The 24,832-nt window shown below is 61.1% G+C and carries 20 protein-coding genes; 19 read left to right on the forward strand and 1 reads right to left on the reverse strand.

Annotation, left to right across the window (positions count from 1 at the left end):
- Window positions 1-320 precede the first annotated feature (320 nt).
- From glnE to POS17_RS02580, 16 genes are all read left to right on the forward strand, one after another.
- The gene (gene glnE, locus POS17_RS02505; RefSeq protein ID WP_060837217.1) at window positions 321-3,260 is read left to right on the forward strand and encodes a bifunctional [glutamate--ammonia ligase]-adenylyl-L-tyrosine phosphorylase/[glutamate--ammonia-ligase] adenylyltransferase; all 2,940 of its coding nucleotides are present in this window, start codon (window positions 321-323) and stop codon (window positions 3,258-3,260) included.
- Window positions 3,261-3,393: 133 nt separating this feature from the next.
- Complete coding sequence (waaF, locus tag POS17_RS02510) at window positions 3,394-4,428, forward strand: lipopolysaccharide heptosyltransferase II (protein WP_060837218.1); 1,035 nt, start codon at window positions 3,394-3,396, stop codon at window positions 4,426-4,428.
- A 1-nt stretch (window position 4,429) separates the two neighbouring features.
- Entirely contained in the window at window positions 4,430-5,491 is a 1,062-nt protein-coding gene (gene waaC, locus POS17_RS02515) for a lipopolysaccharide heptosyltransferase I (protein ID WP_016968307.1), read from the forward strand.
- Entirely contained in the window at window positions 5,491-6,615 is a 1,125-nt protein-coding gene (locus tag POS17_RS02520; protein WP_060837219.1) for a glycosyltransferase family 4 protein, read from the forward strand. The genes waaC and POS17_RS02520 overlap by 1 nt, the downstream gene beginning before the upstream one ends.
- The gene (gene rfaP / locus POS17_RS02525) at window positions 6,612-7,418 is read left to right on the forward strand and encodes a lipopolysaccharide core heptose(I) kinase RfaP (RefSeq protein WP_060837220.1); all 807 of its coding nucleotides are present in this window, start codon (window positions 6,612-6,614) and stop codon (window positions 7,416-7,418) included. Before POS17_RS02520 ends, rfaP begins: the two co-directional genes overlap by 4 nt.
- The gene (locus tag POS17_RS02530; protein WP_060837221.1) at window positions 7,418-8,152 is read left to right on the forward strand and encodes a lipopolysaccharide kinase InaA family protein; all 735 of its coding nucleotides are present in this window, start codon (window positions 7,418-7,420) and stop codon (window positions 8,150-8,152) included. The genes rfaP and POS17_RS02530 overlap by 1 nt, the downstream gene beginning before the upstream one ends.
- Window positions 8,149-8,901, forward strand: a complete 753-nt coding sequence (locus tag POS17_RS02535) for a lipopolysaccharide kinase InaA family protein (protein ID WP_060837222.1) — start codon at window positions 8,149-8,151, stop codon at window positions 8,899-8,901. Before POS17_RS02530 ends, POS17_RS02535 begins: the two co-directional genes overlap by 4 nt.
- Complete coding sequence (locus POS17_RS02540) at window positions 8,901-10,355, forward strand: lipopolysaccharide kinase InaA family protein (protein WP_060837223.1); 1,455 nt, start codon at window positions 8,901-8,903, stop codon at window positions 10,353-10,355. The genes POS17_RS02535 and POS17_RS02540 overlap by 1 nt, the downstream gene beginning before the upstream one ends.
- 201 nt (window positions 10,356-10,556) lie before the next feature.
- Entirely contained in the window at window positions 10,557-12,314 is a 1,758-nt protein-coding gene (locus tag POS17_RS02545) for a carbamoyltransferase family protein (protein ID WP_016968301.1), read from the forward strand.
- Window positions 12,298-13,428, forward strand: a complete 1,131-nt coding sequence (locus POS17_RS02550; protein ID WP_060837224.1) for a glycosyltransferase — start codon at window positions 12,298-12,300, stop codon at window positions 13,426-13,428. Before POS17_RS02545 ends, POS17_RS02550 begins: the two co-directional genes overlap by 17 nt.
- Window positions 13,428-14,324: an antimicrobial resistance protein Mig-14 gene (locus tag POS17_RS02555; protein ID WP_060837225.1), complete on the forward strand. Its 897-nt coding sequence runs from the start codon at window positions 13,428-13,430 to the stop codon at window positions 14,322-14,324. The genes POS17_RS02550 and POS17_RS02555 overlap by 1 nt, the downstream gene beginning before the upstream one ends.
- An 8-nt stretch (window positions 14,325-14,332) precedes the next feature.
- Window positions 14,333-15,739: a PIG-L deacetylase family protein gene (locus POS17_RS02560; RefSeq protein WP_060837226.1), complete on the forward strand. Its 1,407-nt coding sequence runs from the start codon at window positions 14,333-14,335 to the stop codon at window positions 15,737-15,739.
- 58 nt (window positions 15,740-15,797) lie between these two features.
- Window positions 15,798-16,682 carry a DUF6625 family protein gene (locus POS17_RS02565; RefSeq protein WP_060837227.1) on the forward strand — a complete coding sequence of 295 codons (885 nt, stop codon included), beginning with the start codon at window positions 15,798-15,800 and terminating at the stop codon, window positions 16,680-16,682.
- Window positions 16,679-17,830 carry a glycosyltransferase gene (locus POS17_RS02570; protein WP_060837228.1) on the forward strand — a complete coding sequence of 384 codons (1,152 nt, stop codon included), beginning with the start codon at window positions 16,679-16,681 and terminating at the stop codon, window positions 17,828-17,830. The genes POS17_RS02565 and POS17_RS02570 overlap by 4 nt, the downstream gene beginning before the upstream one ends.
- Complete coding sequence (locus POS17_RS02575; protein ID WP_060837229.1) at window positions 17,830-18,714, forward strand: glycosyltransferase; 885 nt, start codon at window positions 17,830-17,832, stop codon at window positions 18,712-18,714. Before POS17_RS02570 ends, POS17_RS02575 begins: the two co-directional genes overlap by 1 nt.
- A 14-nt stretch (window positions 18,715-18,728) precedes the next feature.
- Entirely contained in the window at window positions 18,729-19,349 is a 621-nt protein-coding gene (locus POS17_RS02580) for a CatB-related O-acetyltransferase (RefSeq protein ID WP_060837230.1), read from the forward strand.
- A gap of 73 nt (window positions 19,350-19,422) precedes the next feature.
- Here POS17_RS02580 and POS17_RS02585 read toward each other — a convergent pair whose 3' ends face one another.
- The gene (locus tag POS17_RS02585; protein ID WP_060837231.1) at window positions 19,423-21,285 is read right to left on the reverse strand and encodes an O-antigen ligase family protein; all 1,863 of its coding nucleotides are present in this window, start codon (window positions 21,283-21,285) and stop codon (window positions 19,423-19,425) included.
- A 156-nt stretch (window positions 21,286-21,441) separates the two neighbouring features.
- On the opposite strand from POS17_RS02585, the gene msbA reads away from it, so the two are divergent.
- The 3 genes from msbA to cysC all read left to right on the forward strand — a co-directional run bounded on the left by msbA (window position 21,442) and on the right by cysC (window position 24,745).
- On the forward strand, window positions 21,442-23,247 hold the full coding sequence (msbA, locus tag POS17_RS02590) for a lipid A export permease/ATP-binding protein MsbA (protein WP_060837232.1): 1,806 nt from the start codon (window positions 21,442-21,444) through the stop codon (window positions 23,245-23,247).
- Between the two features lie 189 nt (window positions 23,248-23,436).
- Window positions 23,437-24,141 carry a sulfotransferase family 2 domain-containing protein gene (locus tag POS17_RS02595; protein WP_060837233.1) on the forward strand — a complete coding sequence of 235 codons (705 nt, stop codon included), beginning with the start codon at window positions 23,437-23,439 and terminating at the stop codon, window positions 24,139-24,141.
- Window positions 24,134-24,745 (forward strand): adenylyl-sulfate kinase, encoded by a 612-nt coding sequence (gene cysC, locus POS17_RS02600; protein ID WP_060837234.1) that lies wholly within the window; start codon window positions 24,134-24,136, stop codon window positions 24,743-24,745. The genes POS17_RS02595 and cysC overlap by 8 nt, the downstream gene beginning before the upstream one ends.
- Window positions 24,746-24,832: the final 87 nt, after the last annotated feature.

Consider the following 24,832-nt stretch of genomic DNA (forward strand, 5'->3'; position numbering starts at 1 on the left):
GCAGACGATTATAAATTCTTGGATTGCCGGAGGTTGATCCGGCGGCGTGTAGTTTTACTACAAATCGTCGGCCATTTCAGCCTTTCGAATGTATATACGAGTAGTAAAACTACAGAAGAGCGGCTTATGGCCTCCTGCTGCGTTGTGAGAATAATCGTTACTGTTGGTCGGTGACTAACGGGAATAGGTAAAAAATTAATGCCGGCTGCCAAAAAAAACCTATTTTCAGCTATTTCTAACTTTTGTTCGACAGTCCATCAGGCTGCTTGCCCTCGATATCCCTCTCCGCCTGCCTTTTCCACGCCGATCAAGGATAGCCCATGAGTCTGCCCGCGCTTGCCCCAGTTCCCGCGATTCTTCTGCCATTGGTCAGCCGTGCAGAGCAGTCGTTCCGCGCTGCGGTGGCGGCCATGGAAGACAGCCCCGGCGTCGCGGATTGGACTGCCGAGCGCTGGGCCGAGTTTGCCCGGGTCGGTGCCGCCAGCGACTTCGTCATTGAACAGAGTCTGCGTGACCCTTTGATGTTGCTGGAGCTGGTGCGCAGCGGCGAACTCGATCGCGGTTTCGCCCCCGGAGAGTTGTGCGCACAGATTGCCGCAGCCGTGCACACCGCCGAGAGCGACGACCAATTGGGGCGAGTGCTGCGGCGTCAGCGCACCCGGCAGCAGGTGCGGATCATCTGGCGCGATCTGACCCGCCGGGCGGATCTGGTGCAGACCTGCCGCGACCTGTCCGATCTGGCCGACGCCTGCATCGACCAGGCCTATCAATGGCTGTATCTGCGTCATACCCAGCAATTCGGCGTGCCCACCGGTGGCCGCAGCGGCGAGCCGCAGCAGATGGTCATCCTCGGCATGGGCAAGCTGGGGGCGGTGGAACTCAACCTGTCGTCGGACATCGACCTGATCTTCGCGTACCCCGAAGGCGGCGAGACGGTGGGGGTCAAGCGTGCCCTGGATAACCAGGAGTTCTTCATTCGCCTGGGCCAGCGGCTGATCAAGGCCCTGGACCCGATGACCGTCGACGGTTTCGTGTTCCGCGTCGACATGCGCCTGCGGCCCTACGGTTCCGTCGGGGCCCTGGTGCTGAGCTTCAATGCCCTGGAGCAGTACTACCAGGATCAGGGGCGCGACTGGGAGCGCTACGCCATGATCAAGGCCCGGGTGGTCGCCGGGGATCAGGTGGCCGGGGCGCAATTGCTGGACATGCTGCGGCCCTTCGTCTATCGCCGTTACCTGGACTTCTCCGCCATCGAGGCGCTGCGCACCATGAAGCAGCTGATCCAGCAGGAGGTGCGGCGCAAGGGCATGGCCGACAACATCAAGCTGGGTTCGGGAGGCATTCGCGAAGTCGAGTTCATCGCCCAGGCCTTCCAGCTGATTCACGGCGGTCGCGACCTGAGCCTGCAGCAGCGTCCTTTATTAAAGGTGCTGGGCACGCTGGAGGGACAGGGTTATTTGCCGGCGGCAGTGATCAGCGAGCTGCGCGAGGGCTACGAGTTCCTGCGTTATACCGAGCACGCGATCCAGGCCATTGCCGATCGTCAGACGCAGATGCTGCCGGACAATCCCCAGGACCAGGCGCGAATCGCCTTCATGCTCGGCTTTGCCGACTGGAGCGCCTTCCATGAACAGTTGATGTACTGGCGCGGACGGGTGGAGTGGCACTTCCGCCAGGTGATTGCCGATCCCGATGACGATGACGGCGCGGAGAGCGAAGTGGTGGTGGGCGGCGAGTGGCTGCCGCTGTGGGAGGAGGCCCAGGACGAGGAGGCAGCCTGCCGGCAGTTGCAGGAGGGCGGCTTTGTCGATGCGCCCAAGGCCCTGCGGGCCCTGGCCAGTTTGCGCGGCAGCCCGCAGTTGCGCGCCATGCAGCGCCTGGGGCGCGAACGCCTGGATGCCTTTATTCCACGCTTGCTGGCCCAGGCCGTGGAGCACGCCAATCCGGATCTGGTGCTGGAACGGGTGCTGCCATTGGTCGAGGCTGTAGCCCGGCGTTCGGCCTATCTGGTGCTGCTCACCGAAAACCCTGGTGCTCTGCGTCGCCTGCTGACCCTGTGCGCGGCCAGCCCATGGATTGCCGAGCAGATCACCCGCTTTCCACTGCTGCTGGATGAATTGCTCAATGAAGGGCGCCTGTTCAAGCCGCCCCTGGCGCCGGAGCTGGCGGCCGAGCTGCGCGAGCGCCTGACGCGGATTCCCGAGGACGACCTGGAACAGCAGATGGAGGCGCTGCGCCACTTCAAGCTGGCCCACCGGTTGCGGGTGGCCGCCTCGGAGATCGCCGGCAGCCTGCCTTTAATGAAGGTCAGCGATTACCTGACCTGGCTCGCCGAGGCGATTCTGGAGCAGGTGCTGGCCCTGGCCTGGCGCCAGACCGTGGCCAAATACGGTGCGCCACAGCGCAGCGATGGCACCTTGTGTGATCCGGGGTTCATCATCGTCGGCTACGGCAAGGTCGGCGGCATCGAGCTGGGCCACGGCTCCGACCTGGACCTGGTGTTCATCCATGATGGCGACCCCCAGGCCGAAACCGACGGTCCGAAACCCATCGATGGTGCACAGTTCTTCACCCGGCTGGGGCAGCGCATCATCCATCTGCTGACCACCCAGACCAACTCCGGCCAGTTGTACGAAGTGGACATGCGCCTGCGGCCGTCCGGCGCGTCGGGGTTGCTGGTGAGTTCCCTGGGGGCCTTTGCCCGCTATCAGGAGAACGAAGCCTGGACCTGGGAGCATCAGGCGCTGGTCCGGGCCCGGGTGCTGGTGGGCAGCCAGGATGTGGGGCAGGCCTTTGAAAAGGTCCGGGCCGTGGTGCTGGGCAAAAAGCGCGACCTGCCGACCTTGCGTCAGGAAGTCAGTGAGATGCGGGCCAAGATGCGCGACAACCTGGGCAGTCGCCTGACCGCCGCCGGAACCGCGGCCAACGCCTTCGAAGCCACGGCGCCGTTCGACCTCAAGCAGGACGCCGGAGGTATCGTCGATATCGAATTTATGGTGCAATACGCGGCCCTGGCGTGGTCCGAAGAGCACCCGTCATTGCTGCGCTACACCGATAACATCCGCATTCTGGAAGGTCTGGAGCAGGTCGGCCTGATGCCGGCGAGCGATGCCAGCCTGCTGCGCGAGGTCTACAAGGCCTATCGTTCTGCGGCTCACCGACAGGCGTTGCAGAATGAGGCCGGAATCATTACCGGTGATCAATTCGTGACCGAACGACGGGAAGTGTTACGGATTTGGCGCGAGCTGGGGCTAAGCTAAGCGGCCTGACAGGGCCACTCCTATTTCGGCGAGCCTTGTGGGCTCGCCCAAACTGAACCGGCGGTGAAGGCCGCGGTGCTGGATTCTCGAGGCGGGGAGGCATATGCCTCCCCGGCTCGTTTATGGAAACCACATGAATATTCTGATCGTTGGGCCCAGTTGGGTCGGTGACATGGTGATGGCGCAGACACTCTTCGAGTGCCTGAAACAGCGTCATCCACAATGCGAGATCGACGTGCTGGCCCCCGAGTGGAGCCGGCCGATCCTGGAGCGCATGCCCCAGGTGCGTCGGGCCTTGAGCTTTCCCCTGGGCCACGGCGCCCTGGAGCTGGCCACCCGCCGGCGGATCGGCAAGTCCCTGGCCGGCCAGTACGATCAGGCGATCCTGCTGCCCAACTCGCTGAAGTCGGCCCTGGTGCCGTTCTTTGCCGGCATCCCCAAGCGCACCGGCTGGCGCGGCGAGTTCCGCTACGGCCTGCTCAACGACGTGCGCAAGCTCGACAAAGAGCGCTACCCGCTGATGATCGAGCGCTTCATGGCCCTGGCCCATGAGCCGGGCGCCGAACTGCCCCAGCCTTATCCACGGCCGAGCCTGCAGATCGATCCGCAAAGCCGTGAGGCGGCCCTGGCCAAGTTCGGCCTGGTACTGGATCGTCCGGTGCTGGCGCTGTGCCCTGGGGCGGAGTTCGGCGAGGCCAAGCGCTGGCCGTCCGAGCATTACGCCCAGGTGGCCGAGGCCAAGATCCGCGAGGGCTGGCAGGTGTGGCTGTTCGGTTCGAAGAACGATCATGCCGTGGGGGAGGAGATTCGCGGGCGACTGATTCCCGGCTTGCGCGAGGAATCGACCAACCTCAGCGGCGAAACCTCCCTGGCCGAGGCCATCGACCTGTTGTCCTGTGCCGACTCGGTGGTGTCCAACGACTCCGGGTTGATGCATGTGGCGGCGGCGCTGAATCGCCCTTTGGTGGCGGTGTATGGCTCCACTTCACCGGGCTTCACTCCGCCCCTGGCGGATCAGGTCGAGGTGGTGCGCCTGGGCATCGAATGCAGCCCGTGTTTCGACCGCACTTGCCGCTTCGGCCATTACAACTGCCTGCGCCAGTTGTTGCCGCAGCCGGTGAATGAAGCCTTGCAGCGCTTGCAGGGCTCCCCGGTCGAGGTTCAATAAGTTGCGGGTACTGTTGATCAAGACCTCGTCCCTGGGGGATGTGATTCACGCATTGCCGGCGCTGACCGATGCCGCGCGAGCCATTCCCGGGATCAAGTTCGACTGGGTGGTGGAAGAAGGCTTTGCCGAGATCCCCACCTGGCATCCGGCGGTCGGCAAGGTGATTCCGGTGGCGATCCGTCGCTGGCGCAAGAACATCTGGCAGACCATCAAGAGCGGCGAGTGGCGTCGCTTCAAGCAGAGCGTGCGCTCGACCAAGTACGACCTGGTGATCGATGCCCAGGGCCTGCTGAAAAGCGCCTGGCTGACTCGCTACGTGCGTGCCCCGGTGGCGGGGCTGGACAAGAACTCGGCCCGTGAGCCCCTGGCGTCGCGTTTCTATTCGCGGCGCCTGGCGGTGGCCCGTGGGCAGCACGCGGTGGAGCGGGTGCGTCAGCTGTTCGCCGTGGCCCTGGGCTACGACCTGCCGCAGGGCCTGGGCGACTACGGTCTGAATGTCGAGAAGCTGGTGGAGCTGCCGCGCAAGAATCCCTTCGTGCTGTTTCTGCACGGCACCACCTGGGACACCAAGCACTGGCCCGAAGCCTATTGGCGCGAGTTGACCGAGCGCATGGGCATGCTCGGGGTGGAGGTCAAGCTGCCGTGGGGCAACGCCGCCGAGAAAGCCCGCGCCGAGCGCATCGCCAGTGGCCTGAAAAATGCCACGGTGCTGCCCAAGCTGAACCTGGCCGGGGTCGCCAAGGTGCTGGCCGATGCCCAGGCCTGTGTGGCCGTCGACACCGGGTTGGGTCACCTTGCCGCGGCTCTGGATGTGCCGACCATTTCGTTGTTCGGCCCGACCAATCCGGGCCTCACCGGCGCCTATGGCAAGGTGCAGATCCACCTGGGCAGCAACTTTCCCTGCGCGCCGTGCCTGCAGAAAAAATGCACCTACCAGCCCTCCGCTGTGGACCAGCAGCGCTATGACATCAAGCGCGAGTGGCCACTGTGCTTCACTCGCCTGAACCCCGAGCGTGTCGCCAGCCGACTGAGCGCCTTGTTACTGGCTGAGGAGCCGCGCTGATGCAATTGGCTTTTGTCCTTTATAAGTATTTTCCCTTTGGCGGCCTGCAACGCGACTTCATGCGCATTGCCCTGGAGTGCCAGCGGCGCGGGCACCAGATTCGCGTCTACACCCTGATCTGGGAGGGCGATGTGCCTCCCGGCTTCGAAGTGCTGGTGGCGCCGGTCAAGGCGTTGTTCAACCATCGGCGCAATGAAAAGCTCAGCGCCTGGATGGAGGCCGACCTGGCCAAGCGTCCGGTGGATCGACTGATCGGTTTCAACAAGATGCCGGGGCTGGACGTGTACTACGCCGCCGACGGCTGTTTCGAGGACAAGGCGCAGAACCTGCGTCATTCCCTGTACCGGCGCTGGGGCCGCTACCGGCATTTTGCCGAGTACGAGCGGGCGGTATTCGCCCGGGATGCCAAGACCGAGATCCTGATGATCTCCGAGGTCCAGCAGCCGCTGTTCATCAAGCACTACGACACCCCGCTGGAGCGCTTTCACCTGCTGCCGCCGGGCATCGCCCAGGACCGCCGGGCCCCGGCCAACGCCGCCGAGATCCGCGCCGAGTTCCGTCGCGAATTCGCCTTGCGGGATGACGAGTTGCTGCTGGTGCAGATCGGCTCCGGGTTCAAGACCAAGGGCGTGGACCGCAGCCTGAAGGCGCTGGCGGCGTTGCCGTCGGCGCTGAAAAAACGCACCCGGCTGTTTGTAATCGGCCAGGACGACCCCAAGGTATTCCAGGTGCAAAGTGCGGCGCTGGGTTTGAGCGATCAGGTGCAGTTCATGAAGGGGCGCAGCGATATCCCGCGGTTCCTGCTGGGCGCCGATGTGCTGATTCATCCGGCCTACAACGAAAACACCGGCACCGTCCTGCTCGAGGCCCTGGTGGCCGGGCTGCCGGTGCTGGTCAGTGCGGTCTGCGGCTATGCCCACTACATCGCCGAGGCCGAGAGCGGCCTGGTGCTGGACGAGCCGTTCGAGCAGAGCCAGCTCAATCAATACCTCAACACCATGTTGACCGACGACGCGGCACGCGCGACCTGGAGCCGTAATGGCCTGGCGTTCGCCGAGACGGCCGACCTTTACAGCATGCCGCAGCATGCTGCGGATGTGATTCTGGCGGAGCAACACCGATGAAGTTGATGCTTGCCGAACCCTTCAAGAGCCTGTGGGCCGGACGCGATGCGTTCGATGCTGTCGAGGGCCTGAAGGGTCAGGTCTACCGTGAGCTGGAAGCGCGCCGTACCTTGCGTACGGAGGTCGCCGGCCGCGGTTATTTTGTGAAGATCCATCGTGGTATCGGTTGGGGTGAGATCGTCAAGAATCTGCTCACCGCCAAGTTGCCGGTGCTTGGCGCCGGTCAGGAGTGGCGGGCCCTGGAGCGTCTGCATCAGGTCGGTGTGCCGACCATGACCGCGGTGGCCTACGGCGAGCGCGGCAGCAATCCGGCGGATCAGCATTCGTTCATCGTCACCGAAGAGCTGGCGCCGACCGTCAGCCTGGAAGATTTCAGCATCGACTGGGTCAAGCAGCCCCCTGCGCCGGCCCTCAAGCGCGCGCTGATCGCCGAGGTGGCGCGCATGACCGGCATGATGCACCGCGCCGGGGTCAACCATCGCGACTGCTACATCTGTCATTTCCTGCTGCACACAGACCGGCCCATCACCCCAGAGACCCTCAAGCTCTCGGTGATCGATCTGCATCGGGCCCAGACCCGGCCGAAGATCACCTTGCGCTGGCGCAACAAGGACCTGGCGGCCCTGTATTTCTCGGCCCTGGACATCGGTCTGACGCGCCGCGACAAGCTGCGTTTCCTCAAGGGCTATTTCCAGCAGCCGCTGCGGCAGATTCTGGGTGAAGAGGCGGCGCTGCTGTCCTGGCTCGAGGGCAAGGCGGAAAAACTCTACGCCCGCAAGCAACGTTACGGAGACGCACTCTGATGGCGAGTTGGAATCTGGACCCCGCCTATCAGGAGTTGACGCAGGATTTCGGCAGTCTGGAAGCGGTATTCGCCCTGCAGGGCGAGCACCTGACCCGTGATCCGCTGTCCGAAGTGATTCGCGTCGAACGGGGCGGCATTCACTATTACGTCAAGCGCTATACCGGCGCCGGCAAGAACCTGCGGCGCTACCTGGGCAAGCCGCGGGTCAAGTTCGAGTGGCAGAACCTCAAGCGCTTCGCCAAGTGGGGCATTCCCACGGCGGATGTGGTGGCCTGGGGTCTGGAGCGGCGCTGCCTGGCCTATTCCCGAGGCGCGATGATCACCCGCGAGTTGCCGCGTACCGAGGACCTTTCGGTGCTGGCCGAGCGCAATGATCCACGGCTCAAGGACCGGCGCTGGGTCGATGGCATCAGCCAGCAGCTGGCCACTCATACCCGCGTGATGCACGACCATCGCTTTACCCACAACGATTTGAAGTGGCGCAACTTGCTGGTCGACGACCAGGACCGCTTGTACCTGATCGACTGTCCGAACGGCGATTTCTGGCGTGGATTCTGGCTCAAGTACCGGATCACCAAGGATCTGGCCTGCCTGGACAAGGTGGCCAAATATCATCTGTCGGCCACTCAGCGCCTGCGTTTCTATCTGCAGTACCGCGAGCGCAACCGGCTGAGCGCCTCGGACAAGGAGCGCATTCGCCACGTGGTGAGATTTTTTGAGGGGCGTGAATGACTGATTTCCTGGCGCCGGAGGAGCGTGCGCTGCTGGAGCGCAACGGCCTCGGCACTTTTGACCAGCTGTGGGCCGTGCAATTGGCTGCGGTGGATGAGCCCAATACCAGCCGCGGCGGCAGCAGCAGTGTCTTTCGCCTGGATGTGGAAGGGCAGGGGTTCTATCTCAAGCGTCAGACCAACTACCTGACCCGCACCCTGCACCGGCCTTTCGGCGAGCCGAGTTTCGCTCGGGAGTTCCGCAATATCCGGCGCTATCAGCTGCTGGGCATTCCGGCCTTGCAGGCGGTGTTCTTTGGCATGCGCAAGGTGGCGGGCGAGTCCCGGGCGATTCTCCTGACCCGGGCCCTGGATGGTTGGGACGACCTGGATGGGCTGCTGTTGCGTTGGGATGAGCTCAGCGAACTGCAGCGTCAGGCGGTGCTCAAGGCTTGTGGGCAATTGGCCCGGCAGCTGCACAGCCTGCGTCAGGTGCATGGTTGTTTCTATCCCAAGCATATTTTCCTGCGGGGCCACGGCGATGGTTATCAGGCGCAGTTGATCGACCTGGAGAAAACCCGGCCTCTATTGTTCGGGCAGCGTGATCGGGTCAAGGATCTTGAGCCTTTGCTGCGCCGGGCTTCGGTGTGGAGCGGCGACGAAGTGCGCGCCCTGCTGGCTGCGTACCTGGATCAGTCTCCAGACAGTTCCCTGGTGCAGGCCTGGCTGTCCCGTCTCAGTGCTCGCAGCAGTCATAAGGAATCTCGCTGATGCGTTTGTCCGAGCTGAAGAACAGCGGGCGCAGCCCGGCCCTGCCCCTGAGCCTGGAACTGGCGGATGCCGCCGGCCCGGCGCAACTGCAATTGCTGAGTTTGCTGCGGGTGTTGCCGGGGCAGCGCTATGTGGGCGCCGGGGTCTGGCGAGGCCGCCCGGTGCTGGCCAAGTTGCTGGTGGGGCCCAAGGCCGCGCGGCATTTTCAGCGAGAGTTGAACGGCGTGCGCCTGCTGGCGCAGCAAGGCCTGACCACGCCTCTGCTGCTGGCCGACGGCTTGCAGGAAGGCGAGGGCGGCTGGCTGCTCTTTGAGTTTCTGCAAGGGGCGCAGAGCCTGGGCGAGGCCTGGCAGCAGGTGGAGAACCTGCCGGTGCTGGCCGATGAGCAGACGGCGGTGCTGGCCGAGGCGCTCGGGGCGATTGCCCAGTTGCACGCCAAGGGCCTGTGGCAGGAAGACCTGCATCTGGACAATCTGCTGCGCCATGCCGGCCAGTTGTATTTGATCGATGGCGCAGGGATTTGCGTCGAAGAGGCTGGCAAACCGCTGTCCCGGTCCCGGGTGCTGGAGAACCTTGGGGTGTTCTTCGCCCAGTTGCCCAAGAGCCTGGAGCCCTTCACCGAAGAGCTGCTGGTGCACTACCTGCTCGGCAATGCCGAGCATGCCTTGCCCCTGGAAGCCCTGGAAAAACAGGTGAACAAGGTGCGTGGCTGGCGGCTGCGGGATTTTCTCAACAAGGTCGGCCGTGATTGCACCCTGTTCAGCGTGCAGCGCGGGCCGTTCGCCCTGCGGGCGATCCGTCGCGAAGAAGAGGCGGCGATGCGGCCAGTGCTGGAGCAGGCCGATGCCTTGCTCGACCAGGGCCATCTGTACAAGACCGGCGGAGCGGCCAGCGTCGGCCGGGTCGTGGTGTCGGGTCGGACCCTGGTGGTCAAGCGCTACAACATCAAGGGCTTCGCTCATTGGCTCAAGCGTTTCTGGCGCCCGAGCCGGGCCTGGCACTCCTGGCGCGAAGGCAATCGCCTGGCGTTTCTCGGCATTGCCACCCCCAAGCCCCTGGCACTGCTGGAACAGCGCTGTTTCTGGTTGCGCCGGCGCGCCTACCTGGTCACCGAATACCTGCCGGGGCCGGACATCATCGAGCGTTTTGCGCCGTTCGTGGACAGCGGCGCAGCGCCGGAATCGGAGTTGCTGGCATTGGACCGGCTGTTTGCCGAGCTGATCAAGGAACGCATCAGTCATGGCGACTTCAAGGGCCACAATCTGTTCTGGCACCAGGATCGCTGGGCGTTGATCGATCTTGACTCCATGTGCCAGCACGCCAGCCTGAGCAGTTTCGCCCCGGCTTATGCCCGGGATCGCGCGCGCTTCATGCGCAATTGGCCCGAAAGCAGCAATTTGTATCAAGTGATTGATCAGCGCTTGCCCAAGACTGCCCATTCCACCCAAGCCTGACCTGCGACCCATGGCCGCTGTTGCTGGCAGCGGCTGCGGGCCCTGGTGGCCGCGGCGCCCTGGCTTGCCGCTTGCGGCTAGAGGCTTGCCCCTGCTTTTCAGTTATAATCGCGCCCTTTCGTTGTTTCTCGCCCCTTGCGAGCACACTTTATTTTCAAGGCGCATCGCGCCCGCATGCAGACTAAACGAGGCTAGACCCCTGTGGCATTGACGATTCTTGGCCTGTCCGGCGCCCTTAGCCATGATCCTTCAGCAGCCCTGTATATCGACGGCAAGCTGATCGCGGCTGCTGAAGAAGAGCGTTTCGTGCGCGACAAGCATGCAAAGAACCGCATGCCCTACGAGTCGGCGAAGTTCTGCCTGGAACAGGCCGGGATCAAGCCTTCCGACGTTGACGTGGTAGCGATCCCCTTTGCTCCCATCAGCCTGTTCGGCAAGGCCCGCTGGCACTACGCCAAGCGTTACTGGTACGCCCCGGACCGCGCCCTGGACGCGATCCTGATGGGCAACCGTCGTTACAAGCGCTACCGCAAGAAGATCGTCTGGTGCCTGGAGCAACTGGGCTTTGACCCGAAAAAGGTCAAGATCGAGCCGGTGGAGCACCACCTGGCCCACGCCTCCAGTGCCTACCACTGCTCGGGCTTCAAGGAGAAGACCGCGATCCTCGGGATCGACGGCAAGGGCGAATACGCCACCACCTTCTTCGGCTATGGCGAGAACGGCAAGATCCACAAGATCAAGGAGTTCTTCGATCCGGACTCCCTGGGTGGCCTCTATGGCGCGATCACCGAGTTCCTCGGTTTCGAAATGCTCGATGGCGAGTTCAAGGTCATGGGCATGGCGCCTTATGGCGATGCCAGCAAGTACGATTTCTCGCGTCTGGCCAGCTTTGAAAACGGCGAGCTGGTGATCAACACCGACTACGCCAACGTCATCGGCCTGCGCCGCTACAAAGAGAAGGGCAAGGGCTTCTACTTCTCGCCAAAACTCATCGAGTGGCTGGGGCCCAAGCGCGAAGGCGACATCGCCGACGAGCCTTACATCCACTACGCGGCGAGCATGCAGGCGCTGTTCGAGAAGCTGGCCCTGCAGATGATCGACCACTACCTGGGCGACATCCTCAAGGAAACCGGCAAGCTGGCCTTCGCCGGCGGCTGTGCGCTGAACGTCAAGCTGAACCAGAAGATCATTGCCCGTCCCGAGGTCAAGGAACTGTTCGTGCAGCCGGCGTCCGGCGACGCCGGTACCGCCGTCGGTGCCGCGGCCTACGTTTCCCATGCCCGTGGGGTGCCGGTGGAGAAGATGGAACACGTCTATCTCGGCCCGTCCTACAGCAACGAAGACGTGATCGCCGCCTGTGCCCGCCACCCGAACAAACCGGCCTGGCGGCAGATCGACAACACCCCGGAACGCATCGCCAAGATCATGGTGGACGGCAACCCGGTGGCCTGGTTCCAGGGGCGCATGGAGTTCGGTCCGCGGGCCCTGGGCGGTCGCTCGATCATTGGTTGCCCGAGCGCCACGGGCGTGGCCGACCGGATCAACGAGCAGATCAAGTTCCGCGAGCGCTGGAGGCCTTTCTGCCCGTCGATGCTCGACACCGTTGGTCCGCAAATGATCAAGGTCGACCATCCGGCGCCGTTCATGACCTTCACCTTCGAAGTGGCTGAAGAGTGGAAGACCCGCGTGCCGGAAGTGGTCCACGAGGACGGCACGTCCCGGGCCCAGGTGCTCAAGCGTGAATACAACCCGCGCTACTACGACATGATGAAGGCCCTGGAAGTCCTGACCGGCAACGGCGTGTCGCTGAACACCTCGCTCAACCGCCGCGGCGAGCCGATGATCTGTTCGCCTACCGACGCCTTGAACATGTTCTATGGGTCCGATCTGCAGTACCTGATCATGGAAGACATTCTGGTGGTCAAAGACGGCGTGGACCCTTATGACACGCTCGGCTGAACGCCATGTGCTGCAGTTTTGTCACGGCTATGACGGGCCGTTCCTGGACTGCGCCCGGCAATACGCCAATCTGTTCGCCGGCAGCGGCTATCGGGTGACCACGGTGTTTCTGATCGGGGCCGCCGATGCCGATGTGGCGGCGGGCTGTGCGTCAGATGAAGTGCTGTTCATGGAATACAGCTCCAAGGCCATTCGTGGCCTGAAGCTGGGCGCGATCCGTGACTTGCGCAAGATTGCGGCCTCGCGCGATTTCAGCTTCTGCATCGCCCATCGCTTCAAGCCGATCTACATTGCCCTGCTGGGCACGGGCTTGCCGGTGATTGGCGTCCATCATGCGTTTTCCGATTACAAGCGTGGCAGCCGCAAGCTGTTTGCCCAGCTGTTCCGCAAACGCTTGAGCCTGCTCGGGGTGTCGGATGCGGTGCGTGACGATATGCGCGCCTGCCTGCCGAAATGGCCGGCGCAGCGCATTCAGACCCTGTACAACCGTATCGACCTTGAGGCGCTGCAAGCCGAACAACTGAGCGCGGCCCAGGCCCGCAGCGAGCTGGGCCTGTCCGCTGAGGCCTGGATTGTCGGCAATGTCGGGCGCCTGCATCCGGACAAGGACCAGGCCACTCTGCTGCGGGGTTTTGCTGCCGCCGTGCCGCAATTGCCGCCACACAGCCAGCTGGCGATCCTGGGTACCGGCCGCCTGGAGAAGGAGCTGAAATCCCTGGCCCGGGAACTGGGAATCGCCGATCGCGTGCTGTTCCTTGGGCAGGTGCCGCAGGCCCGGCGCTACTTCCGCGCGTTCGATGTGTTTGCCCTGAGCTCCGACCACGAGCCCTTTGGCATGGTCCTGCTGGAAGCCATGGCCGCCGGCGTGCCCCTTTTGGCCACCGCCTGTGGTGGTGCGAAGGAAGTGGTCGAGGGCGTGGGTATCTTGTTTCCGCTGGGTGACGTCGAGCACATGGCGCAAGGGCTGCAGCACCTGGCCGCGATGGATGATCATCAGCGGCGGGTCTGCGCCGAATTGATGCTTGATCGCCTGCGTGAGCGTTTCTCCGACCGTGCCGTACGCGACGTATTCTGGCGTTTGCCGCAAGTCACCGATCTGACCGCGAGGGGCTGATGCTCAATCGATTTCAAGGCTGGCGCGAACGCGGCTGGTCAGTCATTGACGCATCGACCTATGCCGATGCCTGGCAGCGCTTTGGTGGCAGCGTGGCGACTCACCCGCTGGTGGTCGAGCAGCTGGCGGACCTGGCGCAGATTCCCGTGCGTTATCTGGCCTGGGAACACAACGGCCAGTTGCAGGCGGCCATCGCCACGTGGGGGCGTGATCTGGCGCTGTCCAAGGACGTGCTCAAGCGTGCCGGCAAGAAGGGATTGTTCGATATCGGCAATGCCGAGCTGATCCTGCCGGCCGCCGCGGAGGCCCAGGCCGTACTGCGCCATCGCGGACGTTATCTTTCCGCGCTCAACCAGGGGCGCTTCACCGCCCTCAGACCCCAAGCCGAACAATTGGCCATGGCCCGCACTCCGGAAGAGTTGTCGAAGAAGTTTCGCTACAACCAGCGCCGCGAACTGCGCCTGCTGGAGGAGGCCGGCGGCGTGGTGCGTGCAGTCACTGATTTCAGCAGTGCTGAGCTGGCGGCGATCTACTGTGATCTGTTCCAGCGTCGCTGGGGTTTTGCCGCGACGGGGGCCGAGCGCATGGCCGAGGTATTGGAGCGCCTGCGCGAGCTGCTGATTGGCTCGGTGATCTTTCTCAACGATGCGCCGATTGCCGTGCAGTTGATCTACCGGGTCGAAGCCCCGCAGTGGATCAGCGTCGAGTACGTCAATGGGGGGGTCGATCCCGAGACGCGGGAGTTCAGCCCCGGCAGTGTGCTGAGTTTCCTCAATACCCAGAGCGCCTGGGAGCAGGCCCGGGCCTTGAACAAGCCGCTGCGTTTTTCCTTCGGTCGCGCCGATCGTGAATACAAGGATCGTTGGTGCAATCCTGTGCCGGTTTTCCAGGTGTGAGTCCGTCCATGAGTCGCAAGCAGCAATTGCTCAAGCGCCACCGGCGCAACAAACGAATCGTCCTGTTGGCGGGTCTGGTCCTGTTGCTGCTGGTGGGGGTGCTGGTGGCCTGGTGGTTGCCGCTGCTGTTGGCGGTGCTTGGCTGGCTGGCTCATGAGGCCTGGTTTGCCGATCACCTGTTCTACTCGCCCAAGGATGACTACTGCTACGACTTCGGTCATGAAGCCCGGCAGTTCGCGGTGCGTCTGGAGGCGGGGCGTTTGTTGCTGTATCCGGCGCCAGAGTTGGGCGCGGATGAAACCCTGATTCTCGGAGTGCAGGTCAAGAGCTCCTGGATCGGGCGATTTCTCGACCCGGCCATTGAGGTGCTGGGTGGTCCGAGCGCTGATCGCCAGGCGTTCGAGCGCGGGGTCAATGGCCTGCGCTATCTCAACCTCAGTGGCCTGGCCGGTCCCCTGGTTCGCGGCGAGCTGCAACTGCGCGGGCGCTTCTGCCGGATTCAGGTCCAGCCTCGGTTGCTGGCTTGGCGCGACCCCGACTACCGGCGTCAGCGGGTGATGGTGATCGCACCCCATGCCGATGATGCCGAACTGGCAGCCTTCGGCTTGTACAGTCAGGCTGACGAAGCCTGGATCGTGACCCTGACGGCGGGTGAAATCGAGGCCGAACATTATCAGGCCATGGGCATGAGCCCGGTCGAGGCGGCGCGTATCAAGGGCCGCCTGCGGGCCTGGGACAGTATCGCCGTGCCTCGCTGGGCCGGAGTGCCCGAGGCTCACTGCGTGCAATTGGGGTATTTCTGCCTGCAACTGCCGGCCATGCAGGCCGATCCGCAGCAGCCGGTAGCCTCGCGTGAGGCGCAGTTGAGCGATATCCGCCTGTTCCGCCAGTTCAATCCGTTCCCCTTGCCTGCTGATCGGGACGGCCTGCCGACCTGGGACAACCTGCTGGCGGATCTGCGGGCGCTGTTGCTCAAGGCCCGGCCTGAAGTGATAGTGCTGCCGCACCCGTCATTGGACCCGCATCCCGACCATATCTGCGCCCAGGCGGCGGTGATGCAGGCCTTGCAAGGGTTGGACTGGCAACCGCACACCGTGCTCGGGTACGCCAACCACCTGCATGACAACGACCGCTGGCCCATGGGCGATTCTGGAGCCGGCGTCGCCTTGCCACCGCTCTTCGATGCGACGGCCGCCTTGCGTCCGTGGTGCCTGTCGCTGTCCCAGGCCGAGCAGTTTGACAAGGCCATGGCGCTGGGGATGATGCATGATTTGCAGCCCAAAATGCCGTTCAAGCGGCGCCTGCGCAGGTCGATACAGTGGCTTATTGCTAGTAGAGTGCCTTCGACCTTGGGAGAGAATGAATTCTTTCGCAAGGCGGTCCGTCGACATGAACTGTTCTGGCGGTTGAAGTAGCGATAAACGACACAATCGTAGGAGTGTTTGCTCCCCCCAATCCGACAGCGAGTTCTTTGTGATCAATCCATGTCCGCGCATCTTGTTCGTCATTCCCTACTTTGGTCGCTGGCCATTCTGGATGCCGTTCTTTCTTGAAAGTTGCCGGCGTAATCCGGACATCGACTGGCTGTTGTTCAGCGATTGCGGTACTCCGGATAACATGCCGCCCAACGTTCGTATCGAAAGCATCAGCTTCACCGATTACTGCGCTTTGGTATCTCGGCGTCTGGGCATTGATTTCGCACCCAATGCCGCCTACAAGCTCTGCGATATCAAGCCGGCATTGGGGCATATTCATGCTGATCGGCTGGAGGGCTACGACTTCTGGGGGTTTGGCGATATCGACCTGATCTACGGTGATCTGCGGGCCTACTTCACTGCAGATCGTCTAGCGGGCTACGACCTGTTCTCCACCCATGAGCGCCGGGTTGCTGGGCACTTGTGCCTGATGCGCAACACTGCCCGCAAGCGTGAGCTGTTCATGAAGATCAAGGATTGGCAGGTACGCTTCACCGATCAGGAGCATCACGCGTTGGATGAGGGAGCGTTCAGTCGGATCTTCCTTTGGCGCAAGAATTTCCCCGAGCCGCTGTTCAAACTGGTGGGCAAGTTCAATCCATGGCGCCGTCGCAGTGAGTTCACCGAGGCCTTTAGTACACCCGGTGGAGTGATCAAGTGGCATGACGGAAGCCATGATTTTCCGAGCCACTGGTTCTGGAGGAATGGACGCCTGACCAATGATCGCGACGCAGATCGCAGTTTTCCGTATTTCCACTTTGTATGCTGGAAGCGTAACGAGTGGTCGCGTTTACCTGAACCCGATGCACAGTTAGTCAACGCGTTGGCCAGTGAGTCGTCCTGGATCATCGATGCCACAGGTTTCCACCGGGGAGAGTTATGAGTCAGCGCTTCAAGGTCCTGCAATTGCAGCCGGACTACAACGTCAAGTCCCACGACTTCGCCGACCTGGCGGAGCAGATCGTCAAGGCCTTGCCGGCTGACCGGTATGAGATGACGGCGGCGTTCCTGCGTGGGCGTCCCGGCCCGACTGATCCGGTCAGCCGGGCCGATCATTCGGTGTATTTCGAGTTTTCCGACAAGTCCCTGAAAGGCATGCGCCTGCGGGCCATGTGGCGGTTGTATCAGTTCTGCCGCCAGGAAAAGTTCGATGTGGTGATCTGCAATCGCTTCAAGCCGGTGAACATGATGCTGACCCTCAACCGTTGGTTGAAGGTTCCACTGTGCATCGGCATTTCCCATGGTTTTGGTGAGTACGACCGGCTTTACCGGCGGCGTCAGACCCAGCGGCTGATCGACCGGCATTGGCGCTTTGTCGGTGTATCGCCCGCGGTCAAACAGTACCTGCTGGATTGCCGATGCGGTTTCACCGACGAGAACACCTGGGCGATTACCAACGCCATCGATATTGAGCAGGCTGAGGCCTTGCAGCACTCCCGCGAGCGCTCTCGCGAACTGCTGGGGCTTGATCCTTCGGTGCGCCTGATCGGTGCTTTGGGGCGTCTGGTGCCTGTCAAGGGGCACACTTACCTTCTTCAGGCGTTTGCCCAGCTCAAGGACAAGTACCCGCAGACCCAACTGGCCATCATCGGTGCCGGGCGCGAAGAGTCCAATCTTCGAGGAGAGATCGAGCGTCTTGGATTGCAAGGGCGTGCTCACTTGTTGGGCTTCAAGGAAAACGCCCTGCAGTATGTGCGAGCCTTCGACATCTGGACCATGCCCTCCCTGGCTGAGGGCCTGGGCTTGGCTTTGCTGGAAGGCATGAGTGGGCAATTGCCAGTGATCGCCTCCAATGTTCCGGCGATGCTGCCGCTGATTGAAGGTGCTGGTGGCCTGGCGGTGGAGCCGGCCAATGTACCGGCGCTGGTTGTGGCTCTGGACAGTTACCTGGAGCTTTCTGATGAGGCGCTGGCGGAAAAGGGCCAGCAAGCATATCGCTACTTGCAGAAAGAACATGACATTGAGGTATTCCGCGAGGAGTACCTGCAACTGATCGACTCGGGATTGAGTCAGACGGGCAAGAGGCAGTAATGACAGACCAGCAACCTGTGGTGACGGTGATCATCGCCTCCTACAACCATGCGCCTTACATCGAGCAGAGCATTCTCAGTGTGCTCAACCAGACATATTCGAATATCGAGTTGCTGGTGGTGGATGATGGTTCAAGTGATGACAGTGTCGAGCGTATCCGACGCTTGCAGGAGCAACATGGCTTTGACTTCCGGGTTCAGCAAAACCAGGGGCTGACCAATACCCTCAATGGTGCCATCGCCCGGGCCAAGGGCAGCCTGATCGCGCCCTTCGGCTCCGACGACATCATGCTGCCAGAGCGTATTGCGACCCAGGTTGCCTATATGGAGGGCAAGCCTGAAGTGGGAATCTGCGCGGGCAATATCGAGCTGATCGACAGTGACGGCAATCTATTTCCCGAAAAACGCCAGCGCCGTGACGTACCGTTCCGGCGATTGAACTTCGAGGACATGTTCCTTGAGCGCAAGCCTTATCCACCTGCACCCACTTTGATGATTCGTCGTGAGGCACTGGAGAAGGTCGGTGGTTTCGACCCGAATATCCGCCTCGAGGACTTGCTGATCGAGTTGAAGATTACTCGTGCCGGCTACTTTATCGATGGCTTGAACGTGTTGATGGCGCGTTATCGCAAGCACGCCACCAACTCCTACAAGAACCACCGCTTCATGATCGACAACATCTTGCGCTCCTACGCCTTGTTCAGTGATCACCCGCTGTACGACGAGGTACGCTACAAGTTCCTCAGCTCGATGTTTCTCAAGGTGTCCAATCGCGATCGTAAACTGGCCCGAGAGTTATTGGCGCAGATCCCGCTCAAGGCCTGGAACAAGAAGACCTGGCGGGGCTTGGCTCGTCTGTATTTTTCGCCGCTGGAAAAAGACTGAAGGGGCGCCTAGTCATGGGCTGGATTCAACGCTTTCTTGAAAAGCGCACCAAGCGTGCGGTCCGCAAATTGCCAAAAATCGAGCGGGGCGTAGTGCGTTTTCAGCAGCGCTACCCCGGTTACAGCATCGGCCCCGGCAGTTATGGCTTGCCGGAGGTGCATGACTGGCAGGAAGGCTCCACCCTGAGCATTGGCGCATATTGTTCGATCGCCGAGGGCGTGCAAATTTTCCTCGGGGGGCACCATCGTGCCGACTGGGTGACCACCTATCCTTTTCCAGCGATGCTGCCCCAGGCTGCTCATATCAGGGGTTACGCCGGCACTAATGGAGATGTGCGAGTGGGCAGTGATGTGTGGCTGTGCTCCAACTGCACGGTGTTATCCGGTGTGACCATCGGTCATGGCGCGATTGTTGCGGCGGGGGCTTTAGTCACCAAGGATGTGGAGCCTTATGCGGTGGTTGGTGGCAATCCTGCACGCTTCTTGCGCTGGCGCTTTCCTGAGGAGCAGCGCCAGAAGTTGCTTCAGAGCGCCTGGTGGGACTGGCCGGAAGCTGAGCTGCATGGACTTGTCGATAAGCTGTGTAGCGATGATATCGAAGGCTTTCTAGCCTATGCACGACAACGCTCAGCCTGAACTTTAGAGTCCTCTCTGATTTGAGCCCATGACCGCAGTGTTTGGTGTCATGGGCTTATGTTGGACCAACGACTCAGTGAGCGCCCTGACGTTCCTCGCTTGTCGACAACTGCTTCAGCAACTGGTGCGCCTGGGACGCTGAGGTAGATAGGGCATAACCGGCTTGTAGCGCTTCAAGGTGCTCCTTGAACAGCCATTCGCGGTCTTCGACATAGCGCTGCATGTGTCGCAGATTGCGCTGGCGCAGCGAAGTCCTCAGCGAAGATGGATAAATTCGTAGATCGGCAAGGTCGATCAGACCGAACTCGCCGTTGTCTAGCACCAGCACATTGGCCAGGTGCAACGAGCGGAAGTACACCCCTTTTTCGTGCAACTGCGCCATGAATCTGCCAAAGGCCTTGATCAGTCGCCCACGTTCGTCGGCCGAACTTGCCAGTTGCAGACGCTGGCGCAGGGTTTGTCCCGGTAAAGGTTGGTAGCGCACTGCGTTGCTGCCATCGGCAAGGCGGTACAACCCAAGAATAATCGGAGTAGTGATGCCCAGCTTGCGTAATTGCTCGCTATTGGCGGCAAAACGTTCGGAGTAGGGATTGAATCCTCCTGAGGTGTACCAGCGACGAGGACGAAAGAGTTTGAAGAAACTGCCGTCCTCTAGGCGTAGTACCTTGGGGCCCAGGCCGTCTGCTTCAATGACTTGAGCATTGACGGTCAGCTTTTCGACAGCTGCCGGAGTCAGTGATGCAATCTTTAGGTTCGATGAGCGCTTGGTGCGCTGTTGAATGCACAGGGCAGCGATCAGCGCCAGTGGAATCCACAGCAGGAACCAGTGTTCCTTGGGCCGGGAAATGATCCCGCCGCCTTCGGTCAACCCGGCGCCGATGCCGAAGGCCAGCCAGGTCGAGGCCAGTATCAGCATAGGTGTGGCGCGCAGTTTCCAGCTCTTGAACAGGGCCCAGGCTTGCATGAACAACCACGGCAGCAAACCGAAGATTCCCACGTAGTAGAGAACGCCCAGGGCAAAATTATGCGGCTCTTCCAGAAGAAAGCCGATACCCGGGTCCAGGGACAGGCTGGCGTTGTAACCGTGGCCGATCCAGGGGTGATTGGCGATTTGTTCCAGCGCCAGGCGCCAAAGATCGAAGCGCGAAGAGCTGCCGCGCTCCAGTAGCATCTGTGAAAACAGCACGATGACTGTCGAGCCACCAATGGTCATGCCGGCAAGCAGCATCAGTGAGCGGCGATTCCAGCAGATGAAACTGAGCCAGAGTGCTGCCAGGGTCAGGGCCACCAGTGGGGTTCTAGAGCCTGTCGCGATCAATGCGGCAAGCATGATAGTCATCGCCGGCACGCTCAACCAGAGCATCTGGTAGCGGCGACAGGTCATGCTCAGCCACAACCAGTAGACACAGAAGAAGCCAAAGACGTGGGAGCTCAGCAGGGGGTTGTCGAAGGCTCCGGCACCCACCATGCGTGAGTCGGGGATGTGGTGGTGAGCGAAGACGTACAAATTGAAGATCGAAGCCATCAGGGCAACTATTGCGGCGCAGAAGATCAGTGGCTGCAATATGTCGCTCCGATAACGAGCCAGCAGAGTGCAGCCAGCAAACAGCATCAGCGTATGCAAGGGGGTCTTGATCTCTCCCAGCACGCTTTCGACTGGAGGGCTCCAGGCCAGGCTGACGATGGCCCAGGTGCAGAAGAGCAGCATGGCGACGAAGATCGGCTCCCTTAACAGCCCTTTCAGTTCGCTGGGGCGTGTGCACAGGGCTATCAGCGTCGGAATGCTGAACAGGCCATAGTAGAGCTTGTGCAGCATGCTGCGCCCGGGAAGGAAAAACAGTGCACAAAGCAGCAGCAGGTAGCCCAGCGGCAAAACCCATAGGCAAATGAAATCGAATACTCGATTCGACGTGGTACGAAGAGCATTGGCTTGCATGCTTGAACGTTCATCCCGGAAGTTAAGGCGGCAATCATAACGATTAATCTCCGGCAGTGTCGTTGGTCAGCTGAACAATATCGGCTCCATGGGAGTGCCAGTGCTGCTAGCAAGCTGTGCTAAAGTCAGCCTCCTTTTAGACGACAATCCCGTGATATGACCGATTCCAGTCCTAGCGCAAGCCCCTCGAGCTTGAAAATCTACTTCCGTCTGCTTGGCTATGTTCGGCCCTATATTGGTCTGTTTCTCATCAGCATTGTCGGGTTCCTGATCTTCGCTTCGACCCAGCCCATGCTCGGCTACATCCTCAAGTATTTCGTCGATGGCCTGTCCAATCCTCAGGCCGTGCTGTTTCCAGGAGTGCCCTACCTGCGCGACATGCAATTACTGCAGGCCGTGCCGCTGCTGATCGTGCTGATCGCCGCCTGGCAAGGTCTGGGCTCCTACCTGGGTAACTACTTCCTGGCCAAGGTTTCCCTGGGGCTGGTGCACGATTTGCGGGTCGAGCTTTTCAACAACTTGTTGACCCTGCCCAACCGCTATTTTGACAAGCACAACTCAGGGCACTTGATCTCGCGTATCACCTTCAACGTGACCATGGTCACGGGGGCGGCGACCGACGCGATCAAAGTAGTGATCCGCGAAGGCATGACGGTGATCTTTCTCTTCGCCTCGTTGTTGTGGATGAACTGGCGTCTGACTCTGGTGATGATCGCCATTTTGCCGTTGATTGCGATCATGGTCCGTACCGCCAGCAAGAAATTCCGCAAGCAGAGCAAGAAAATCCAGGTGGCTATGGGCGACGTGACCCACGTTGCCTCGGAAACCATCCAGGGCTATCGCGTGGTGCGCAGCTTTGGCGGCGAGATCTATGAGCAGCAGCGTTTTCTGGCGGCGAGCCAGGGTAATACCGACAAGCAACTGCGCATGACCCGTACGGGAGCGATCTATACCCCGTTGCTGCAATTGGTGATCTACAGCGCCATGGCGGTGCTGATGTTTCTGGTTCTGTATCTTCGGGGCGACGCATCGGCGGGAGAAATGGTGGCCTACATCACCATGGCCGGCCTGTTGCCCAAGCCAATCCGTCAGTTGTCGGAAGTCAGCTCCACCATCCAGAAGGGTGTGGCCGGTGCTGAGAGTATTTTTGAACAGCTGGATGTGGAACCTGAAGTCGACCACGGCACCGTGGAGCACGCCAGCATCAGTGGGCACCTGGAGGTACGTAATCTGAGCTTCACCTATCCAGGTACCGAGCGTCAGGTGCTGGATGACATCAGCTTCAGCGTCGAGCCTGGAAAAATGGTGGCACTGGTGGGCCGTTCCGGTAGCGGCAAATCGACCCTAGCCAACCTGATCCCCCGTTTCTATCACCATGACAAGGGCCAGATCCTTCTGGATGGCACTGAGGTCGAAGATTATCGCCTGCTGAATCTGCGTCGGCATATTGCTCAGGTCACACAACACGTCACCCTGTTCAGCGACACCGTGGCCAACAACATCGCCTATGGCGATCTGGCCGGGGCACCGCGGGCTGACATTGAGAAAGCTGCAGTCGATGCCTACGCCATGGACTTTATTGCCCAGTTGCCGGAAGGTCTGGACACTCAGGTAGGGGAGAATGGCGTGCTGCTGTCGGGGGGGCAGCGCCAGCGCTTGGCCATTGCCCGGGCTTTGTTGAAGAACGCACCGCTACTGATTCTCGATGAGGCTACCTCTGCTCTGGACACCGAGTCCGAGCGGCATATTCAGGCCGCCCTGGATAAAGTCATGAAAGGTCGTACCACCCTGGTGATTGCTCACCGTCTTTCGACCATTGAAAAAGCTGACCTGATCCTTGTCATGGATCAAGGGCGAATTGTCGAGCGTGGGACCCATTCCGAACTACTGGCACAGAACGGCTATTACTCGCGCTTGCATGCGATGGGGCTGGAAGAGCCCGCATCCAGCGGTATCGCCTGAGTCTTTCCGGGGAGTGAACAGGTTCGCTCCCCGTGCTGCGTGGTGTGCAAGGCACTTCGGCAGCATTTGTAGAAATCGCCTTACAGTCTTGACCAAGGCTAAATAATTCCGCGTTTCCCGCTTGTTATGGTTCCTGCCTGAATCATTCGAATGAATCGAGAGGGTCATCCTTCTTGCGCGGGGAGCGGAATGCTGCAACGTTTCGTGTGGAAATTATTACCCAAGATACAGCGTCAGTTCCTGCTGGGGCGTCTGTCGGTGGTGGATCGTCAGGTGGTGAACAAGTCCATGTCCGCCAACTTGCGTTTTCCCGATGCTTTCGCTCATCGAGCCTGCCTGTTCATCCACGTTCCCAAGTGCGCTGGCAGCAGCGTCTGCTCGGCGCTGTTTGATGGTTGGATGCCAGGGCATCTGCCGTTGTATTGGTACGAGCATCAGTTTCCCCAGGCATTCTCCAGCAGTTTCAAGTTCACCTTCGTCCGTGACCCTCTGGAACGAGCCTATTCGGCCTATGCCTTTTTACGCAGCAATCGCCTTGGTTGTCGGGATCAGGCGGCACAGAGCCTGGTGGCGCGCTACCGGGATTTTGATGACTTCGTTGGTCGCTGGCTGCACCCGGAAAATATCCATCGTCAGATTCACTTTGCGCCTCAGACCGATTTCCTCATCGACTCTCTGGGGCACTTGGCCCTAGACTTCGTCGGTTATCAAGAACATCTGCAACGCGACTTTCAGCTGTTGTGCTCGCAGTTGGGGGTCGATGTGCAATTGCCCCACCTCAACTACAGTGAGCAACGCCAACGTATCCCCGTAAGGGAATTTTGTTCGTTACGCAGTCGGCGCCTGGTGCGCCGGGCCTATCTACGCGACTACGAGATGCTGGGTTATGAATAAGCGTGCCTGCGTGCCTGCGGAGCAACCGCAGATCCGTCCTTATGCCCTGTCGCTGTCCTGCGAGGCTCGGGCAGTCCTCAAACGGCAACGGCCTTGCTGCCTTTGGCTCACCGGGTTGTCCGGCGCCGGCAAGTCGACACTGGCCAACTTGCTGGAACTGCGCCTCAACGAGTTGGGTAGGCATACTTTCGTTCTCGACGGCGATAACGTGCGTAGTGGCTTATGCCGCGACCTGGGCATGGAGGTCGAGGCACGCAAGGAGAACATCCGCCGCATGGCAGAGGTGGCGCGGCTGATGGTGGATGCTGGGCTGTTGGTGATCGTCTCGGCAATCTCACCCTTTCGTGCTGATCGTGATGCCGCACGGGCGCTGTTTGCCGCCGGGCAGTTTATTGAGGTGCACATCAGTACCCCCTTTGAGACCTGTGCCCAGCGTGACCCCAAAGGCTTGTATCGGGCGGCGCTGGAAGGTCGGATCAAGGATTTCACCGGTCTTGACAGCCCCTATGAGGCGCCGTTGCATGCCGAATGCGAGATCGATACCGCAACGGTTGAATTACCAGAGGCGATCCGTCGTCTGTTACGGCTCCTGGAGCGGCAATAAGCCGTCAAGAAATCTTCATTGACCCCGTTCAAGCCATAGAACGAGACGGCGCCAACCCTGTGTTAATATCGCGCCCCTGTTCATTTT

Source organism: Pseudomonas sp. Os17, from assembly GCF_001547895.1.
Classification (GTDB): Bacteria; Pseudomonadota; Gammaproteobacteria; order Pseudomonadales; family Pseudomonadaceae; genus Aquipseudomonas.

Coding starts and splice junctions, on each gene's coding strand:
- glnE (WP_060837217.1), top strand. CDS start 321: ATGAGTCTGCCCGCGCTTGCCCCAGTTCCCGCGATTCTTCTGCCATTG.
- waaF (WP_060837218.1), top strand. CDS start 3,394: ATGAATATTCTGATCGTTGGGCCCAGTTGGGTCGGTGACATGGTGATG.
- POS17_RS02520 (WP_060837219.1), top strand. CDS start 5,491: ATGCAATTGGCTTTTGTCCTTTATAAGTATTTTCCCTTTGGCGGCCTG.
- rfaP (WP_060837220.1), top strand. CDS start 6,612: ATGAAGTTGATGCTTGCCGAACCCTTCAAGAGCCTGTGGGCCGGACGC.
- POS17_RS02530 (WP_060837221.1), top strand. CDS start 7,418: ATGGCGAGTTGGAATCTGGACCCCGCCTATCAGGAGTTGACGCAGGAT.
- POS17_RS02535 (WP_060837222.1), top strand. CDS start 8,149: ATGACTGATTTCCTGGCGCCGGAGGAGCGTGCGCTGCTGGAGCGCAAC.
- POS17_RS02540 (WP_060837223.1), top strand. CDS start 8,901: ATGCGTTTGTCCGAGCTGAAGAACAGCGGGCGCAGCCCGGCCCTGCCC.
- POS17_RS02550 (WP_060837224.1), top strand. CDS start 12,298: ATGACACGCTCGGCTGAACGCCATGTGCTGCAGTTTTGTCACGGCTAT.
- POS17_RS02555 (WP_060837225.1), top strand. CDS start 13,428: ATGCTCAATCGATTTCAAGGCTGGCGCGAACGCGGCTGGTCAGTCATT.
- POS17_RS02560 (WP_060837226.1), top strand. CDS start 14,333: ATGAGTCGCAAGCAGCAATTGCTCAAGCGCCACCGGCGCAACAAACGA.
- POS17_RS02570 (WP_060837228.1), top strand. CDS start 16,679: ATGAGTCAGCGCTTCAAGGTCCTGCAATTGCAGCCGGACTACAACGTC.
- POS17_RS02575 (WP_060837229.1), top strand. CDS start 17,830: ATGACAGACCAGCAACCTGTGGTGACGGTGATCATCGCCTCCTACAAC.
- POS17_RS02580 (WP_060837230.1), top strand. CDS start 18,729: ATGGGCTGGATTCAACGCTTTCTTGAAAAGCGCACCAAGCGTGCGGTC.
- POS17_RS02585 (WP_060837231.1), bottom strand. CDS start 21,285: ATGCAAGCCAATGCTCTTCGTACCACGTCGAATCGAGTATTCGATTTC.
- msbA (WP_060837232.1), top strand. CDS start 21,442: ATGACCGATTCCAGTCCTAGCGCAAGCCCCTCGAGCTTGAAAATCTAC.
- POS17_RS02595 (WP_060837233.1), top strand. CDS start 23,437: ATGCTGCAACGTTTCGTGTGGAAATTATTACCCAAGATACAGCGTCAG.
- cysC (WP_060837234.1), top strand. CDS start 24,134: ATGAATAAGCGTGCCTGCGTGCCTGCGGAGCAACCGCAGATCCGTCCT.